This is a genomic window from Streptomyces sp. NPDC060049, from assembly GCF_042736715.1.
Lineage (GTDB): Bacteria > Actinomycetota > Actinomycetes > Streptomycetales > Streptomycetaceae > Streptomyces.
On record NZ_JBHWVV010000012.1, the window covers coordinates 153,128 to 168,725 of the forward strand.

Annotated in this window: 18 protein-coding genes and 2 pseudogenes; 7 read left to right on the top strand and 13 right to left on the bottom strand. The window is 69.2% G+C overall.

Annotated features, from left to right (window positions below; all coding sequences use genetic code 11):
• Window positions 1–53: 53 nt before the first annotated feature.
• Window positions 54–1,406, bottom strand: coding sequence for an erythromycin esterase family protein (locus ACFWBY_RS23245; RefSeq protein ID WP_385333849.1), 1,353 nt, complete (start codon window positions 1,404–1,406; stop codon window positions 54–56).
• 593 nt (window positions 1,407–1,999) lie between these two features.
• Between ACFWBY_RS23245 and ACFWBY_RS23250 the strand changes: the two are divergent.
• A pseudogene (locus ACFWBY_RS23250) lies at window positions 2,000–2,457 on the top strand (IS5 family transposase); the annotation flags it as partial.
• Between the two features lie 168 nt (window positions 2,458–2,625).
• The gene (locus ACFWBY_RS23255; RefSeq protein ID WP_385334080.1) at window positions 2,626–2,829 is read left to right on the top strand and encodes a helix-turn-helix domain-containing protein; all 204 of its coding nucleotides are present in this window, start codon (window positions 2,626–2,628) and stop codon (window positions 2,827–2,829) included.
• A gap of 33 nt (window positions 2,830–2,862) precedes the next feature.
• Here the strand turns inward: ACFWBY_RS23255 and ACFWBY_RS23260 are convergent, their stop codons facing one another.
• Genes ACFWBY_RS23260 through ACFWBY_RS23270 form a run of 3 tightly spaced genes read right to left on the bottom strand, consistent with a single transcriptional unit; the run spans window position 2,863 to window position 4,423 of the window.
• Entirely contained in the window at window positions 2,863–3,540 is a 678-nt protein-coding gene (locus ACFWBY_RS23260) for a 2OG-Fe(II) oxygenase (protein WP_385333851.1), read from the bottom strand.
• Window positions 3,537–3,914 carry a tail fiber domain-containing protein gene (locus tag ACFWBY_RS23265; RefSeq protein WP_385334083.1) on the bottom strand — a complete coding sequence of 126 codons (378 nt, stop codon included), beginning with the start codon at window positions 3,912–3,914 and terminating at the stop codon, window positions 3,537–3,539. Before ACFWBY_RS23265 ends, ACFWBY_RS23260 begins: the two co-directional genes overlap by 4 nt.
• Before the next feature lie 2 nt (window positions 3,915–3,916).
• Window positions 3,917–4,423, bottom strand: a complete 507-nt coding sequence (locus ACFWBY_RS23270) for a hypothetical protein (protein WP_385333853.1) — start codon at window positions 4,421–4,423, stop codon at window positions 3,917–3,919.
• Between the two features lie 651 nt (window positions 4,424–5,074).
• Between ACFWBY_RS23270 and ACFWBY_RS23275 the strand changes: the two genes are divergently transcribed.
• Window positions 5,075–5,239: a hypothetical protein gene (locus ACFWBY_RS23275; RefSeq protein WP_385333855.1), complete on the top strand. Its 165-nt coding sequence runs from the start codon at window positions 5,075–5,077 to the stop codon at window positions 5,237–5,239.
• A 413-nt stretch (window positions 5,240–5,652) separates the two neighbouring features.
• A complete protein-coding gene (locus ACFWBY_RS23280) occupies window positions 5,653–6,846 on the top strand; it encodes a PP2C family protein-serine/threonine phosphatase (protein WP_385333858.1) in 1,194 nt (397 codons plus the stop codon).
• A 299-nt stretch (window positions 6,847–7,145) separates the two neighbouring features.
• Here ACFWBY_RS23280 and ACFWBY_RS23285 read toward each other — a convergent pair whose 3' ends face one another.
• The 5 genes from ACFWBY_RS23285 to ACFWBY_RS23305 form a co-directional block, all read right to left on the bottom strand.
• Window positions 7,146–7,706: an alkaline shock response membrane anchor protein AmaP gene (locus ACFWBY_RS23285; protein WP_385333861.1), complete on the bottom strand. Its 561-nt coding sequence runs from the start codon at window positions 7,704–7,706 to the stop codon at window positions 7,146–7,148.
• 88 nt (window positions 7,707–7,794) lie between these two features.
• Complete coding sequence (locus tag ACFWBY_RS23290) at window positions 7,795–8,442, bottom strand: DUF6286 domain-containing protein (protein ID WP_385333863.1); 648 nt, start codon at window positions 8,440–8,442, stop codon at window positions 7,795–7,797.
• Between the two features lie 34 nt (window positions 8,443–8,476).
• Window positions 8,477–8,860 carry an Asp23/Gls24 family envelope stress response protein gene (locus tag ACFWBY_RS23295; RefSeq protein WP_385333866.1) on the bottom strand — a complete coding sequence of 128 codons (384 nt, stop codon included), beginning with the start codon at window positions 8,858–8,860 and terminating at the stop codon, window positions 8,477–8,479.
• Window positions 8,857–9,036, bottom strand: coding sequence for a hypothetical protein (locus ACFWBY_RS23300; protein ID WP_385333869.1), 180 nt, complete (start codon window positions 9,034–9,036; stop codon window positions 8,857–8,859). Before ACFWBY_RS23300 ends, ACFWBY_RS23295 begins: the two co-directional genes overlap by 4 nt.
• Window positions 9,037–9,099: 63 nt before the next feature.
• Complete coding sequence (locus ACFWBY_RS23305) at window positions 9,100–9,573, bottom strand: Asp23/Gls24 family envelope stress response protein (protein WP_385333872.1); 474 nt, start codon at window positions 9,571–9,573, stop codon at window positions 9,100–9,102.
• 229 nt (window positions 9,574–9,802) lie between these two features.
• Between ACFWBY_RS23305 and ACFWBY_RS23310 the strand changes: the two genes are divergently transcribed.
• On the top strand, window positions 9,803–10,366 hold the full coding sequence (locus ACFWBY_RS23310; protein ID WP_385333875.1) for an RNA polymerase sigma factor: 564 nt from the start codon (window positions 9,803–9,805) through the stop codon (window positions 10,364–10,366).
• Window positions 10,357–11,031: a hypothetical protein gene (locus ACFWBY_RS23315; protein ID WP_385333878.1), complete on the top strand. Its 675-nt coding sequence runs from the start codon at window positions 10,357–10,359 to the stop codon at window positions 11,029–11,031. The genes ACFWBY_RS23310 and ACFWBY_RS23315 overlap by 10 nt, the downstream gene beginning before the upstream one ends.
• Window positions 11,032–11,599: 568 nt before the next feature.
• Here the strand turns inward: ACFWBY_RS23315 and ACFWBY_RS23320 are convergent.
• The 3 genes from ACFWBY_RS23320 to ACFWBY_RS23330 all read right to left on the bottom strand — a co-directional run bounded on the left by ACFWBY_RS23320 (window position 11,600) and on the right by ACFWBY_RS23330 (window position 14,096).
• On the bottom strand, window positions 11,600–12,154 hold the full coding sequence (locus ACFWBY_RS23320) for a hypothetical protein (protein WP_385333881.1): 555 nt from the start codon (window positions 12,152–12,154) through the stop codon (window positions 11,600–11,602).
• 2 nt (window positions 12,155–12,156) lie between these two features.
• The gene (locus tag ACFWBY_RS23325; RefSeq protein ID WP_385333884.1) at window positions 12,157–12,711 is read right to left on the bottom strand and encodes a matrixin family metalloprotease; all 555 of its coding nucleotides are present in this window, start codon (window positions 12,709–12,711) and stop codon (window positions 12,157–12,159) included.
• A gap of 449 nt (window positions 12,712–13,160) precedes the next feature.
• Window positions 13,161–14,096: a helix-turn-helix domain-containing protein gene (locus ACFWBY_RS23330; RefSeq protein ID WP_385333887.1), complete on the bottom strand. Its 936-nt coding sequence runs from the start codon at window positions 14,094–14,096 to the stop codon at window positions 13,161–13,163.
• 345 nt (window positions 14,097–14,441) lie between these two features.
• On the opposite strand from ACFWBY_RS23330, the gene ACFWBY_RS23335 reads away from it, so the two are divergent.
• Window positions 14,442–14,969: a hypothetical protein gene (locus ACFWBY_RS23335; RefSeq protein WP_385333889.1), complete on the top strand. Its 528-nt coding sequence runs from the start codon at window positions 14,442–14,444 to the stop codon at window positions 14,967–14,969.
• A 296-nt stretch (window positions 14,970–15,265) separates the two neighbouring features.
• On the opposite strand, the pseudogene ACFWBY_RS23340 reads toward ACFWBY_RS23335, so the two are convergent.
• Window positions 15,266–15,499: pseudogene (locus ACFWBY_RS23340) on the bottom strand (IS630 family transposase); the annotation flags it as partial.
• Between the last annotated feature and the right edge of the window lie 99 nt (window positions 15,500–15,598).

Genomic DNA, 15,598 nt, shown 5'->3' on the forward strand with positions numbered 1-15,598 from the left:
GTCCGGGGAAGACGGACCGCCATCAGGTGTCTCTCACGACCCAGGGACCACAGTCAGGGCTTCAGAGCGTCAGCCTCCCGGACCTTGTGCAGGTGGACGAGGACGTCGAAAGACTTGGCGAGTGCCACATCGCGCGGTTCGGCGGGGAACTGGGTGCCGAGGTTGAGTGTGGGCCGGGCGATGTCCAGCCAGGCACGCGCGGTGGCCGGGGCGTGGCGGACGTCGAGGTAGAAGTCCCGGTGACGTACCTGGTCGAGGGTGTTTTCGTTCCTGCCGGGGCCGGCGGCGCCCACGGTGAACTTCTTCCATTCGCCGCCGAGGGCCGCGTCCTTCGACAGGAAGGAGCCCTCGTTGAAGGTGAAGCCGATCGGGAGGTAATCGTTGGCCATCGTGTCGCGCAGGAACGATCCCTGTGTCTTGGGATACATCTTGGCGTCACTGGCGATGTAGCCGACATGGTCGTTGTGTGCCGACAGCAGCACCTTGCCGCCGGTTTGCTGCTGCCACCAAGTGACATTCTGGGCCATCACCTCGTCGCGGAAGCGCTGGGAGGTAGCCACCGAGTTGGGGTCCGTGAGGTCCATCGTGAGGAATTTGGTGGTCTGGGCGATGGACCGGGCGTTCTGCTCAGCCCACGTGAAGGCCTCCGTGTCCGAGCCCTTTCGGCTGCTGACCAGTTCCAGGGCCTGCTGTGCCTTCGCGGCGAGCTGCCGGCGTTCCTCGAGCGGCTTGGCCAGGTAGGCGAAGACGTCGTCGATCGGGCGCAGGCCGGCGTAGAGCTCGTTGAGCCGTGGCAGCGCCGCTGGATTATTGCGCTGCACGTAGCCGGTCACCTTGCCGAAGAACTCGTCGCTCAGTTTGGGTGCGCCGACGTCGTTGCCCATGAAGTGGACAGTACGGCCGGGGTGGCTGCGGTTGTAATCTCGCATCCATTCGAGGAGGCTCACGAATTCCTCCCGCTCCCACGGGGAGTTGCCCAACGCCTCCTTGGCGATCTCACGGACGTCTCCGTTGCCGGTCTGGAGATAGTCGTCGATCTGGAGCCCTGCGGGCCAGCTCATCTCGAGGGAGAAAGTGGTGAACCCCTTCTTTTCCACGAGGAATCGGAAGACCCGATCCTTCATCGTGAAGAACTCGTGGGAGCCGTGAGTGGCCTCACCGAGGCCGACCACCTTGGCATCGCCGACCATCGAGGCCAGAGGGCGCAGGTCAGCCGTGTTTCCTCCCGGCTCCGTCGAGCGCAGGGGGTGCGCCGCGCGCTCCAGCGCGCGGACCTCGCCCTGCTTCGCCTGAGCCATGTCAGCGGGTGCCGCGTGAACCGCCACAGGAATGAGAACCGCTCCCATCACTGCCACTGCGGTGGCCAGCAGTCCCCGTCGGCCAATGCCCTTCCAGCGTCCATCCATGTGCTTTGTTCCTCAAATTGCGTTTCTGTTACTTGAGAGAATTTTTGCCTCGAATGCCCAGCCACGAAAGGGGGTCAACCTCCGAGACGTACGGGGGGTAACCCCCCCGAGCTTTGATGGGGCTCGCCCCGGGGTGCGAACTCGCCGGTGACGGCGCCACGGGGGCGTACAGGACCGGGACAACGGTCGGCAGCGGCAGCACCACCACGCCCGCTAAGGGCTGTCTGACAAATGATCACCGAGCGGGGATGTGCGTGCTCGGTCCAATTGCCTTGCCGCCCTGACGCTGGCCAGTGATTCTGGGCAGGTGCCAGGACAGGGGAAAAGAAGGCGGCGGCAAGAGGACGCGCGGCAGCGGCTTGCTGCTCGCACCGCGCCGGACGCGGGACAGTGGGAAGTGGTCGTTGAGACTCGGGACCAGGCGGAGATGCGTACGCGGTTGCGCCGTCTTCGGGAGGCAGGAGTCGACGGCTCGATGATCCGGATCGACACGCTGTGCGGGCGCCTGGCGCTGCCGACTACCTACCGGCTGAGCCGTTTCGTGACGGACCCCGCGCGGGAGTCCGAGCGTGAGCACCCAGATCATTGATTTTGTGGCAGGTCGAGGTGAGTTGACGGATGCGGCGTGGGAGCGAATAGAGCCCCTGTTGCCGCGGGTGGATGGGCGTGGTCGTCCGTGGCGTGATCACCGGCAGGTGGTCAACGGGGTGCTGTGGCGGCTGCGGACCGGGGCTCCGTGGCGCAATCTGCCCGAGCGGTACGGACCCTGGCAGACCGTCTACGAGCGGTTCGCCCGCTGGAAAGCGGACGGGACCTGGGCGAAGCTGCCGGAGCACGTCCAGGTCCGCGACGACGCGGTGGGCCGGGTGGAGTGGACCGTCTCCGTCGACTCGACGATCAACCGTGCCCACCAGCACGCGGCCGGCGCCCGCAAAAAGGGGCCGCAGACGGGGACGAACTGGAAGATCCGGGCCGCTCGCAGGCGCATCAGGCCCTCGGCCGGTCCCGGGGCGGGCTGACCACTAAGGTCCACCTCGCCGTCGACGGCCGTCTGCCAGCCTCACTCTCGATGGCAACGCAATCGCTGTCGAGGGTGAGGTCGTGGATGGCAGAGCCGGTCAGGGCAAGGCGGTTGACCGATGAAGAGGGACAGAGGCTGCAGCGGAGCGTCCGGCGGGGCAGACGAGAGTCGGTGCGCGTCCGAAGGGCTTTGATCATCATGGCGTCGGCGTCGGGGACCCCGGCGACGGCGATCGCCCAGCTGGTCGCCGCTCATGAGGACACCGTTCGGGACGTCATCCACGCGTTCAACGAGAAGGGCCTGGCAGCGCTGGACCTCAGTGGGCGGGAGGCCGTCCCGGTGACCACAGCCTCGCGGCGCCGCCTGATCGACCCCGGCGAACGCGCGTGGACAACGCGCTAGCCCCTGCCGGCGGATGAGGCTGTGGCCCGCTTCTCACCGGCACTGGTCGCCCCCGCCTTGCGTCGGGTCGGGCCCGCACAACCAGCCGTTGACGGCAAAGCGACTGTCCGCGTGCTGCTTGCCAGGGCACACGACCGGTCGCACCTCGTGCCAGGCGGTGGGCAGGAAGAACACGATGCTGTCGTGCTCGGGCTCCCAGTCCCGCCAGGTGCGTTCCTCCCACTCTCCGGTCGTCTCGGTGTGCAGGGGCAGGACGGCGTCGAAGACGCGCAGCTCGCCGCCGCCGAACGGCCGGGGCGTGCGGTGCAGGTAGTAGACGAAGGTGAGCAGACGTCGGGTGGCGTACGCGGCGCTGGTGTCCTGGTGCGGCCGGTAGAAGTCCCCGTCGTTGTGCACGTTGAGGCCGTAACGGGGTTCGGTGTAGCGGCAGTCGACTCCCAGCGTGTGCTCGACCGCCTCCCGGACGTCGTCAATGGCCGCCAGTAGCTCGGGCGCCTCGAAGTCGGGGCACGACCTGGACCTGCGCAGGTCGGGGTCCAGTTCCCGGTCCCGGACCATGGATGGCTTCAGCCGGTCGCCCGTGGAGGCGATGGCGCGGTCCAGCAGGAGGCCGGCCGTCCACTCGCCCAGGAACCCGGTGATGCGGCAGACCGTTGCCGGAAGCCGCCAGATCGCGTCCGTGGACACCGGCGAGAGACTGTCCGCCGTCATCGCCCCACCTCGGACGGGGTCGTGGTCTCGCGCAGCCGAGTCACTTCGGCCTGGAGTTCCTCCACGTGGCGGTGGAGCGCCTGGATGCAGACCAGGGCCACGCCGAGGCCGTCGACGACGGGGATCCTGGTGTCGTCCCGGTTGAAGCCGAAAGCGGCGTGCCAGTCCTGGGCCATCGGCCCGAGGTGAAGGACGTCGTCGGGCTCCCAGAGGTAGCGCCAGGTGCTGACCGGTAGCGCGGCCACGGTCTCCAGGACGGCGAAGCCGTTGACCGCGCCGACCGGGGCCGCGGCGGTGCTGTCCCGCGTACCTGCCGCGCCGGGGTCCGGAGAAGCGTCGCCGGCCGCCCGGGCCCGCCGGTGGAGGATCCGCATCGTCACCGGCTCCAGTCGACCGGGACCACGTCCTGCTTGAGCCCGCGGTCACTGCAGAGCGAGCACGGGGAGCCCGGTAGCCCGGGCCCCTGGTCGGTGCCGACGGTGATCGCCCCGTGGGCCCCGACGGGCGCGTGGATGCCGTCGCCGACGAGCGCGGCTTCGTAGCCGCCGAGCAGCTCCTGGAGGGTTCCGGGGCCCAGATTCTCCGGGGCGGTGATGGAGGCCACGCCGTCGTAGTCGGTGTAGGCAGCCCCGAGCGTTCGGCCGCCGACGGTGGCGAACACGATCTTCGCTCCCCGGATGGGTTCCCCGGTGAGGGCGTCGGAGAGCATCGCGTGGATGTTCTCCAGCTGCATCTGGGTGACGTTCAGGGTGGCCTGGCTGGTCGTGAGCCTGACCGGCTTCAGGCTGGGGCATTCCGCGCCGTTGCACGGCGCGGGCGACGAGGGGGTCGCGGTCGCGGTGACACCGCTCCCCGCGCCCAGCGACGCCAGAGCGGCTGCCATCACCGCGACGGTCCTACGTCCAACAGAACCCATGTCCACTCCCTAGGAGCCGCCCGGGCGCGCTCCGCACCAGCGCAGGAAGGCCGGGACGGTCCTGGCACGTGCGGCACTCGACCGGTGCCGCCCCCTGTGGGACGACGCGATCGACCGTAGCCACACCCGTCCGGCCCGGGCGTCCGATGAACACGAATACGCACCATCTGATGAACCGCCGACGGCGCCGTGACGAACGCGGACGATTCATATCGGCCAGTGAGCCTTTTCAGCGTTGCCTCACCAGGGTGAGGCAAGGCTGAAAAGGCTCAGTGACTCTCGTGCTTGGTTCAGGTGGAGTGACGAACCGTTTGATGACGTCTGCCCCCGCGAGGCCTTGGGGAATTGCGTGACCGCAGTCCCTGGGGAATTACGCACTCTGTCGCTGATCTCGTGATGTCAGCCGTCGAAGCGGATCCAGTCGACGGGCAGGTCGGCCAGCGGTGCCAGGGCGCTTCGGTGGCCGGCGCCGGACCAGACATCGAATTCTTCGCCGCCCCCGTTGCTGACGCGCACCACGAGGCCAGGGCCACGTAGAAGTGGGTGGGTGCCCAGGGCCAGAAGGGACGCAGGGGTACAAGGTGCAGTGTTGGGGTGAGTTGAGCGACCTGTGTTGCCGTGAGCCTGCCCGGCAGGGCCCTCGACCTCCCCGACCGCGGTCCCCCCAGTACGGACGGGACCGGCGGGTGGGGATGGTTCATGATCAAGCGACTCGCCACCCACATCCGCATCAAGCCGGTCGCAGAAGGTGGCAAGACCATCTGCGCGGAGCTCCCCTGGTAGCAGCCGCTATCGGCCCGTTCGGATTGCTGTCGGCCGGGGCGAGCTCGTCAGCGGGACGGGTCCCATGCTTCGGGGCCGGCGCCGCGCCATTCCACGATTCGGGATCGGTGAGGTGCACGTCCTCGGCGTCCTCGAGCCCGGCCGAGGCGAGGAAGACGCGGATGTCGGCCGGACGGCGCGCGACTCCGATGGCGACGCCGTCGTAGCGGACACGACGCCAGCACTGCTCGTCGGGCGGGTAGACGGCACTACTCGTCGGGCGGGTAGACGATCAGCTTGGTGGGCATGCCTCCACCATGGTGCCCCCGGCTACCGCGCGGCAGGCCGTATGCGGCCATCCGGGCGTTGGAAGCGCGATCGGTACCTCACCGGGCCACGTATTGTCTTGTGGTCCAAGACGTGTGGAGGCCGACGTGGCACGTGATCGGATCGGGCTGGCCGAGGTGCTGGCGGCGGCGGAGGCTGCCGCTCCGGTGGACTCCCTCGACGTAGTGGCACGTAATCTGCGGGACCGGTTCGGCGCACGCTATGTGTCGTTCCTGTTCGTCGACATCGTGGGCCGGCGCATGCTGCGGGTCCACGACACAGGGGGCATGCATCCGGAGGACCAGGCCGAGCGGATTCCCCTCGCCGACAGCGGCGTCTACGACGAGGTCCTGCGCACCCAGAAGCTGGTGCGGGGGCCGGAGGGCGATCACGGGCAGCGGGTGCTGGCGCCGGTGACGAACCGCGGCGACACCATCGGCGTCCTGGAGCTGTACCTCACCGAGGTCACGGATGATGTCCTGGAGCAGGTGGAGGAGGCCGCGCACGCGCTGGCGTACATCATCGTCACCGACCGCCGGTTCACCGACCTTTACCACTGGGGCAACCGCACCACCACCGTCAGCGTCGCCGCGGAGATCCAGCGTCAGCTCCTGCCCTCCGCCGCTGCCTGCGAAGCCCCCCAGTTCACGCTGGCCGGCTCCCTGGTCCCGGCTGCCACCATCGCCGGCGACACCTACGACTACAGCCTCGACAACGGCACCCTGCACCTGTCCATCACCGACGCCATGGGCCACGACGTCCACGCGTCCCTGATGGCCACCCTCCTGGTCAACGCCTCCCGAGGCGCCCGCCGCGCCGGCCAAGACCTCGCCGAACAAGCCCGCCAAGCCCACCAGGCCCTCCTCGACCACGGCCACCGCACCTTCGTCACCGGCCAGCTCCTGCGCATCGCCCTCGACGGAACCCGCGCCCAGATCGTCAACGCCGGCCACCCCCAACCACTGCTCCTGCGCGACGGCACGGTCACCGAACTCGAACTGGCCGTGAACCTGCCCTTCGGCCTCACCAACCACCTGGGCGTTTACCAGGTCCAGGACCTTGACCTGCGCCCCGGTGACCGTCTCCTGCTCCACACGGATGGCATGCAGGAACGCGAAGCCGAAGCGGTCGACCTGCCGGGGCTCCTGCGCAAGACGGCCGACGAGCATCCGCGTGAAGTCGTGCGCGCTCTGGTCGGCGCGGTCACCGACGTCTATGACGGCCGGCCGCCGCGAGACGACGCGACCGCGCTGTGCGTCGACTGGCACGGCCCCGGCACCGGCATCCCCGCGACCTCCTGAGCTCAGCCCGCGCAATACCCGAACTGCGGCTGGAGCGGCCGCGGCCGCGATGGTGGCCGGCACCGCCGCGCGAACCAGCTCCCGAAGAGCCGCGTGCCCCGGCGCCTGTACGCCCACGTTGGCCAGCCGTTCCGCTGCTCGGCCGACAGCTGCGCCCAGGTGCTCGGCTGCTTCTGCCGTGCCAGCCAATTGCCCAGGTCGTCGCCCTCGAAGCCGACCCGCCGCTGCGGGCCTAAAGTTCCCGGCGTGGTGATGCGCCTGCGCACTGCCGGCGTTTTCGGGGCCGCACCGCAGGAGCCCTATGCAGCGCGGTGCGCTTTGTGCGGGGACACCCGCAGCAGCGCCCTTGCCGGAAGGGGCCGGCCGGTGGACCGGCGGGCGCGTTCCAGGGGTCCGTCGCACAGCGCCTGCAGGACGGGGCCGGGCTCGGTGTCGGGAGTAAGGGCGAGGTCGAAATGGGCTTCGGGATGCCGGGAGGAGCCTGTCAGCCGTGCGCGGCTCTGTTGGACACCGGGCAGGTGCCGGGCGTCGGCTGTCAGAGCGTCGCTGAGGGACCGCTCGCCCAGTTCCACTCCGTCCACGGGGTCTGCGCCGACGGGTAGGGGGCCGGGATGAGTGCGGCGCAGTTGTGTCAGCAGCCACCACAGGGCGAGCAGGACGACGATGGCCAAAACGGCGATGACCGCGGGCCACCACCATCCCTCGTCCACCCAGCGAGTGCGGCCGGCGTCGTCGAGTAGGACGTCCTGGGGAGTGATCAGGGGCCAGCCGTCGGGTGGTGTCATGCGCCAGTGCCGGTAGAGGTCGAGACTGCCCGCCAGGATCAGGAGGCCGGTGCCCAGCAGGACGATTCCTGCCACGGCCAGGAGGACTCGGTTGATTGCGGATTTCCTCTTCATGGGATCCCATTCCCGTCTCTCGCTCGGCGGCAGGCCGACCAGGTGCCGACTACTTGCGGCGTGGGCGCACCTTGACGGCGAGCCGAGGAGGACGCGCGAGTTCCAGCCGGTCGAGTTCCGCTTGCAGAGCGACCAGGAGATCGGCCTTGACGTCGGCGAGGGCGCGGTAGCGCACGTCCGCGCGCGCTCCGATGCGGTTGTGGAAGATCCGGACCCGGGCGGCACTGACACCGGCAACGCGCATCGCTGCATCCCGCAGCAGGAGTTCTGCGCCGGCGCGGTCCAGCACGGCGTGCGTCTGTGCGTCGGGGGTTTTCAGGGGCAGCCTGTGGCGCAGACCGGGGGTGAGTGCCATGACGAGCAGCCAGACGCCGAGGACGGTGATGACGGCGGCACCGATCTGTATCCAGATGTCGTCCAGTGGGCGGGTGGCCAGTTCGTCGGCCAGGCGCGTGCGCCAGGCTGCGGCAGTCTGGTCGGCGCGGACCCTGACGACGTCGAACAAGAGGGTGCCTGCCGCGGCCCCGATGAGCAGGGCCGTGAGCGCGGCGGGTATCCGGCGAGTGGACCAGGGGCGGGGAGTCGGCGGGCGTTCGGCCGCAGGCTGTTTGGCCAGTTGCTCCACCGTGCGGGAGGTCACCTCGTCGGATGCGGTGAGCTGCTCCGTTGCGGTTGGGGGTTCTTGGTCGCGTTCCATTCCGGCTCTCCTTCCCGGGGGAATGCGCTCCGGTTCACTGCACGCGCCGGTGTTCCTGGCCATCTGCGGAAACCAGGTGCTCGATGGCGAGGGCCACCTCTGTGACGCGCATCCCGGTGAGGTGGGCTACCCGCTCGCTGATGTAGTGCTGCACCTGGCGGGAGGTGGTGGCGAGGTCTGCCGGGTAGGGCAGGTCCACTGTCAGCCTCAACCGTGCCGAGCCGCTGCCGATGGTCGCGGAAGCCTGAGGAGCCGCCAGTTTCGCTTGGGCGGCCGAGGTGATATGTGCGGCCAGTGCCTCCTTTGCGGCGCGGGCCGCGATGCGGGCCACTACCTTCTCCGGGATCGCGGTGGCGCCGCGCTCGGCCGGCGGCACGATCGCGGCCCCGGGCAGGGCAGCGCCGGGTTGCGTTGTCACTTCCCATCCCGGGAACGGGTGAAGTCGGACAGCTCGAGGTCACCCTGCAGCATGCGGCCGATAATCAGGCCCACCAGGCCCAGGAACGCCACGAGCAGGAACGCCCAGAAGCCGCCGAAATAGGCGGCGAAGCCCAGGGCCATGCCGGCAAGCAGGCCCACGGTTGCTGCGCTCATCTCACTCACCTGAACTTTCACGTCGGTCGTCTTTCGACCCGGTGGCCGTGCCGGGTCCAGGGGTCACTGCACGCGGCCCGTGGTTTCCTCGTCGCTCTCCTCGTCGGGCAGGTGGACGTCGTCGACGCTGATGTTCACCTCGACGACTTCAAGGCCGGTCATGCGCTCCACAGCTGTGATGACACTGGTGCGGACGTCGCCGGCGATGTCCACGATGGCGACGCCGTACTCCACGACTACATCGAGATCGACGGCGGCCTGCCGCTCGCCCACCTCGACCTTCACGCCGCGGGACACGCTGGGACGGCCGCCGGGAACCTTGTCCGTGACTGCCCCGAGCGTGCGGGCCATGCCTGAGCCGAGGCTGTGGATGCCCGGCACCTCACGGGTGGCCATACCTGCGATCTTTTCGACCACGCTGTCGGCGATGGTCGTCCGGCCCCGTGTCTCAGGCGAAGCTCCGGCCTGACCCGCGAGGGCCTTACCCGCAGAGCGTGGCGTCTCCCCGCTTGCGGTGGGGTTGACGGTGTCCGACATGAGGACCTCCCCATGATGTCGATCCGGGCGCGCCGGTGCGGCGCCCTCATGTTTTAGACACATGGCACGGACATTCCTCACGCTCGCAGCCGTACCATCGAGGAGGGCATACGCGGGCCGCGATTCTGCGGCAGGAAGCGAGCGACGGATGCGCAACCGGACGAGCCCCCCTCCCCCGCCCGGCACAGGTTTTCCCCGGCGGCCGGACTCGGTGTCGGCCGTCGCCGCCGTGGCCGATCAGGACGCTTCCATCGGCCCGGACGACAGCGTGCTGGTGGTATGGGCGTGCGAAGGCGATGAACAGGCCTTCGCCGTCCTGGTCCGCCGGCACAGCAGCCGTTTGCTCGCCCTCGCCCAGCATCTGCTCGGCAACCGCGCGGACGCCGAGGACGCGGTTCAGGACGCCTTCCTCAGCGCCTGGAGGCAGCTGCCGGAATTCCGGCACGGCGCCTCGTTCGGTACGTGGATGTACCGCATCGTGACGAACTGCTGCCTCAACACTTTGCGCAGCCCGCCCCACCCGCTTCCCCTGGACACCGTTTCGGAACCCGCTGCCGCAGACGCGGGCAGTTCACCGCCCCGAGTGGCAGAGGCCGACGCAGCCACAGCCGCCCTGATGCGAGCGCTACTGGAACTGCGCCCCGAGCTTCGCGCGTGCTGGGTCCTGCGGGAACTGCATGACCTGCACTACGACGAAATCGCCCACGTGGTGGGCAGCAGCGAACAAACGGTACGCGGCAGACTTGCTCGCGCCCGACGCATACTGATGGAGGCGATGCGCCCATGGCGCTAGAAGACCCGCACCTGGCCTCCCGCGACCAGCCCGAAAGCGTGTGCGCCACGAGCGCCGAAGCACCCCTGCGCGGACAAGCCGACATGCTCGCCGGCGCGGAGTTCCTGCCCTGCGGACGCCCCCTGGGCCGCGCCTGGGAACAAGCACGCACCCCCGTCGGCATGGCAGATCCGCACATCGGCCACTGCCCCAGTTGCCAGGAAGCCATCGAAGGGCTGAGAGCGCTGGCCCTGGCCACCCGTGCTCTGCGCGCCGAGGAACGACCCGACAGCCACAGCCTCGCCAACCGAATCATCAGCGCTGTCCGCGCTGAGGTAGAGCTGGGCACCCTGCTGCGACTGACCGACCCCGAGCACGACCTGCGCATCGCAGAAAGCGCCAAAATTCTGCGCCGGGCCGCCGACACCGTGCCCGGCGCCCGCACAGCCAGCTGCCGTCTGACCCCGTCCAACGGCAACCGCGCCGTCCATGCCGTCGCCATCTCGGTCGCGGCCAAGCTCGACAAGCCGTTGCGAGAGCGCGCCGAAGCAGTGCGCCAAGCCGTACTGCACGCAGCCGAGCATATTCTTGGTCTCGCCGTCACTACCGTCGACGTAGAAGTCGACGCCGTGCTGGAGCCCTCCCGCGTGCCGAGCGACGAACGGGCTGAGCTGAGCGAAGGGTGACCGCATCCCCAGGAGCGCATCCAGCGAACCGCGGCCGAAGCAGCCATCGCCGTTCCCGGCGTAGCGGCTCGCAGCCTCACGCGCACACCACGCGACAAGCGCAGGAACAGCGAACACACCCGCGTCGATAGGTGCGCTGCGTCCTGCACGCTGACGACCGCGTCGTAGATGTCCCTCACGCTCCGGTCCAGCGTCCAGCGCCGCAGCCACGGGTCCACACGCAGAATCGTGCGACGTGCTCGGAGGGAACAACAGAGGTCAGGCCCCCACCATACGGATAACGACTACCACCGGCATACCGCAGGGATCATGAACCGTCACCACCCGACGACAACCCGAAATCCTCAGTACCCCGTGTCCAGGATTCGGGGTCAGGGCCCCTGGTGCCGTTCCTGGCGCGCTGGGCGATCGCGTGTGCTCTCTCGCACCAGCAACGCTCGATGTAGCCCGTCGCGAGCAGCGCCCCACGCGTTAGTCAACCTGCCCGCCGTGCCGGGACGGGGCCCGATTCCACCCCGAGGAGGCCTGCACTCGGGTGGCTTGACCACTCCCTCCCGGCCGCAAGACCCTACTGGATGACGGTGTCATCGCACACCGGCTTCGGCGGCGCCTTCGCAATCACGCCCCGCCAGTAGTCGGCCTCCCCGGCCGTCCCCCGGCGTGCGGGCTCGATCAGGGTGGAGAACGTCGTCGTTCCCGGCCGGGCCTCCAGGTCGCCGGGGCCGATCGCGACCACGTACCGCTCCCCGGGCTCCATCATCACCTCGCGGTTCGAGGTGGCCACCTCGAAGGAGCCGGGTGTCCCGCCGGGCTCCACCCGCTGCGACACCCCGATGACCGGGGCGAACTTCCCCTTCATCGACTCCACGATCCGTACCGGCGTCGTGACGAGCTCGGGATTCTCGGCGCCGACGGCCTGCGGGTCGTGAACGGGCTCGCCGGCGGCCTCGACCACGGCGATGCCCTGCGCGCTGGTCGCCACCTCGGCATCCGTGCCTCCGGACGGCGTCCCGCACAGGCTCTCCGTGCGCGACTCACCGCTGCTCTCCCAGACATACCAACCGCCGCCACCGAGAAGCACGGCGGCCGCCGTCCCGGCAACCGCCCACGTCTTCACGCTCATGATCAGCCCCACAGCTTGGAGTAGTTGGCTCTGTCGACGTCCTGAGGGAGATCGAAGTACTCATGGGCCGTCGGCCACATCAGCGACCGCACGTAGCCCGGCCCGCCCGCGTCCGACTTGTGGCACAGCCCCAGGGCGTGGCCCAGCTCGTGCGCCGCGATCTGCCGGCGCTTGGTATGGCTCGCGTTCTTCATCGCCGCCGTGTTGAACCGGATGTAGTCGGTCTGGCCCGGGCCTCCACGGTAGTTCCACTTCGCGGCGGCGCGGTCCTTCGGGTCGTTGTAGTCCACGAACTCGAGGTCGTTGACGGTGGTCGCCGAGTCCGGGGCCATTTTGATCGTGTGACCGGCGTACTGCCACGCCTTGAGAGCGTGCCTGTACGCGTCGGTGTAGGCCGTGTTCGCCGTCCATCTGACCTCGCCGTCGTCCACCGAGCTGTGCGACCGCGACTCGGACTCGCCCCTGACACACGGAGCGGCAGCAACGGCTGCCGCCGGGGGCGGGGCGGACAGGAGCAGGGCTGCGGCCACCGATAAGCCCGCTGACAGGCGCTTCATCCACTCCACGGTAGGGCTCCGCGGGCCGGGGATGATCGTTTCCTCTGTCCGAGTGGTGAAGTTCTCCAGCCGTGACCGAGCCAGGGTTCGAACGCGTTCGGGACGGTACCGGTTTGCGCGTAAGAACGTACGGCTGGGTGAAGCGGTGCTGCCGCGTGCCGGAGGCAATGGCAAGGAGTCTCTACCTGGGACGACACGACCGCGCAGGCATGCCCAGCAGGCGTCACGCCCGCATCGATCCTGATGTGGGCCTGCCGCTTGACGGAAAGGCCGGCCACCCCAACGGCGCGTTCATCCGCGGCCCCCACACCGGCAGCTGCGTCCCCGTTCCCAAGGCTCCCAAGGCAGCCGCCTCAATTGACGTATTCACGGCGTGCGGACTCATCACGAGCGCAGCGTCCATGGGCGGCCACCACGGAATGCCTCCCAGCCTGACGTATGCCCAGGGGTTATCGTGCCGGGCCCTCGGTCTGTCCGGCACCGCTCAGCAGCGCCAGGTGGCGGTAGTCGCTGGGTGGCATGCCGTACGCGCGGCGGAAGGCCCGGCTGAAGTCCGCCGGGTGGCGGAAGCCCCAGCGCGCCGCGATCTCGCCGACCTTGGAGTGGCCGAGCCGCGGGTCGGCTAGGTCGGCGCGGCTGCGTTCGAGGCGGAGCCTGCGGATCGTGGCGGCGACGGTCTCCGGCTCCTCGCGGAACAGCGAATGGAGCAGCCGTACGGAGATGTGGTGGTGGGCGGCGATGGTGTCCGGGCCGAGCCGCGGGTCGGGCAGGTTGTGGTTGACGAAGGCCCGGATCCGGGCCAGCAGGACCTGGCGGCGGGTCTCGGCGGGCAGCGCGCCGGGGCCGCCGGACTGTGCAGCGAGATACGCGGCGCACAGATCGAGGCCGACGGAGCCGAGGCGGGACAGCTCGGCGGGGGCGGAGCGCTCGGCGTGGGTGCGCAGCCCGGTCAGGTACGAGGCGAGCAGGGCACCCGAGACGGTGCCAGGAGCGAGCCGGGTGCCGAGGAGCCGGTTGGCGTGGTCCTGGGGCAGCGGCAGGGCGCTCCGGGGCACCCGCAGCAGGGAGACGCGGGAGAGCCGGCCCTCGTCGAGGAACTCGCAGCTCAACGGGTGCGAGGAGTCGAAGAGCGCCATGTCACCGGCGCGGAGCAGGGCGTTGCTGCGGTTCTGCTCCAGGCCGACCGGGCTGCCGTGGACGAGGAAGAGGAAGTAGTTCTCCGGGTCCGCGCGCCGGATGTTCCCCGCGCCGCGCCGGGCAGACATCGGCGAGAAGGCGAACCCGGACAGGTCGACATGGTTGAGGTCAAGCGCCGTCGCCGTGCCGCGGAAGCACTCGACGTGCGGGCTGGTGATGGAGACCGGCATCACGAGGTCGCCGACCATGCCCGCCCACGACTCGAAACCGTCTCGCGCGCGGACGCTGACCGTTTGTGTACGTGGCTGTGCACCCGTCACGAAGCCCCCGCCCCACGGTGATGTGTACACGCCCATAGTTGGCGTTCGGCGGGGCGTCGGGATAGCGGGGTACCGGCCAACTCCCACTCATCCGCGGCCTGTCTGCGCTCGGTGCGCAACGAATCTGCGCGCCGTGCCATCGACGCAGGTCGGCGCCTCCCCACACAGTGGTGGCCGGCACCGTGCCGAAGTGTGAAGCAGAGAGGCAACGCAGTGACGAAGCACGGAATCTTACGGTCCGACGGGCTGGGCAAGCTCCTCGCCGCCCTCGTCATGGCCCTCCTGGTGCTCATGGCCGTACCGGGCGCGGCCGGAGCCGCCGACGGGGCTCGGGCGGACTTCACGGCGCAGGCCGCGAGCGCCGGCCTGAACGCCACCCAGGCCAGGAGCCTGCAGAAGCGGGTCGACGGCTACCTGGCGAGCACCAAGGGCACCCAGATCGGCGCCAACAAGATCGCCCTGCCCGGCGGCGAGCTGCTGCTCGCGCTGCCCGGCGAGCAGAAGGCTCGAGACCTCGACGCTGCGGCGGTCCCGGGCGACACGGTGGGCGGCTGCCGCTACTCGTACGTGTGCGCCTACATGTACGAGGACTACACGGGTGACCGGTTCGACATGTTCACCTGCAACCACCTGTTCCGCATCACGTGGAACACGACCGGCTCGTGGATCAACAACCAGCGCTCGACCCTGTACGCGAGGTTCTACGACCGGAACCAGGCCCTCGGCTGGACCTCTCCCGGCGGTCTCAGCTACGACCCCTCGGCCGACTGGCGCTGGGTCTGGTACGTGAGCCCCTGCTGACCCACCGGTCCACGCTCAACCCCGCAGCAGCAGCCGCTTGACGCCGACCCGAGGACGGCGGCGCCGGCGAGGACGAGGACGAGGAAACCAACAGTGACGTTGCCCTTCCCGTCCTCGGAGGGGGAGGCCGAAGGGGAATCGGGCGAGCCGCCCGACGTCCCCGACGGCTTCTCCGACGGACACCCGGCCCCGCCCTCCCGGTCCAGCCGCACCACCCTGATGGGGATTCTCGAAAACACGCTGTCGCTCTCCACCTCACTTCGTTGCAGCGTGAACGGTGTGGGGAAGATGGGGAGCTAGTGACCTGAGTCAGAGATTCGGTGGCAGTAGGCGGCGACTTTGTCGAGGATTTCGTCGGCTGTCTTCGTCCAGACGAAGGGCCTGGGCTGCTCGTTCCAGTCGGCCAGCCAGGCCCGGATGTCGCGTTCAGGTGCCTGGACGGAGCGGTGGACTCCGCGCTTGAGCTTCCTCTGCGTGAGCTCGGCGAACCACCGCTCCACCAGGTTCAGCCACGACGAACTCGTCGGTGACCGGCGTCGATGCCCATACGACACTGCGGTCGACATCGTCCGGGTATCACGCCATGCGGGCTTCCACGTGGGCCGCGATGCGCGGCACCGTAGGCACGG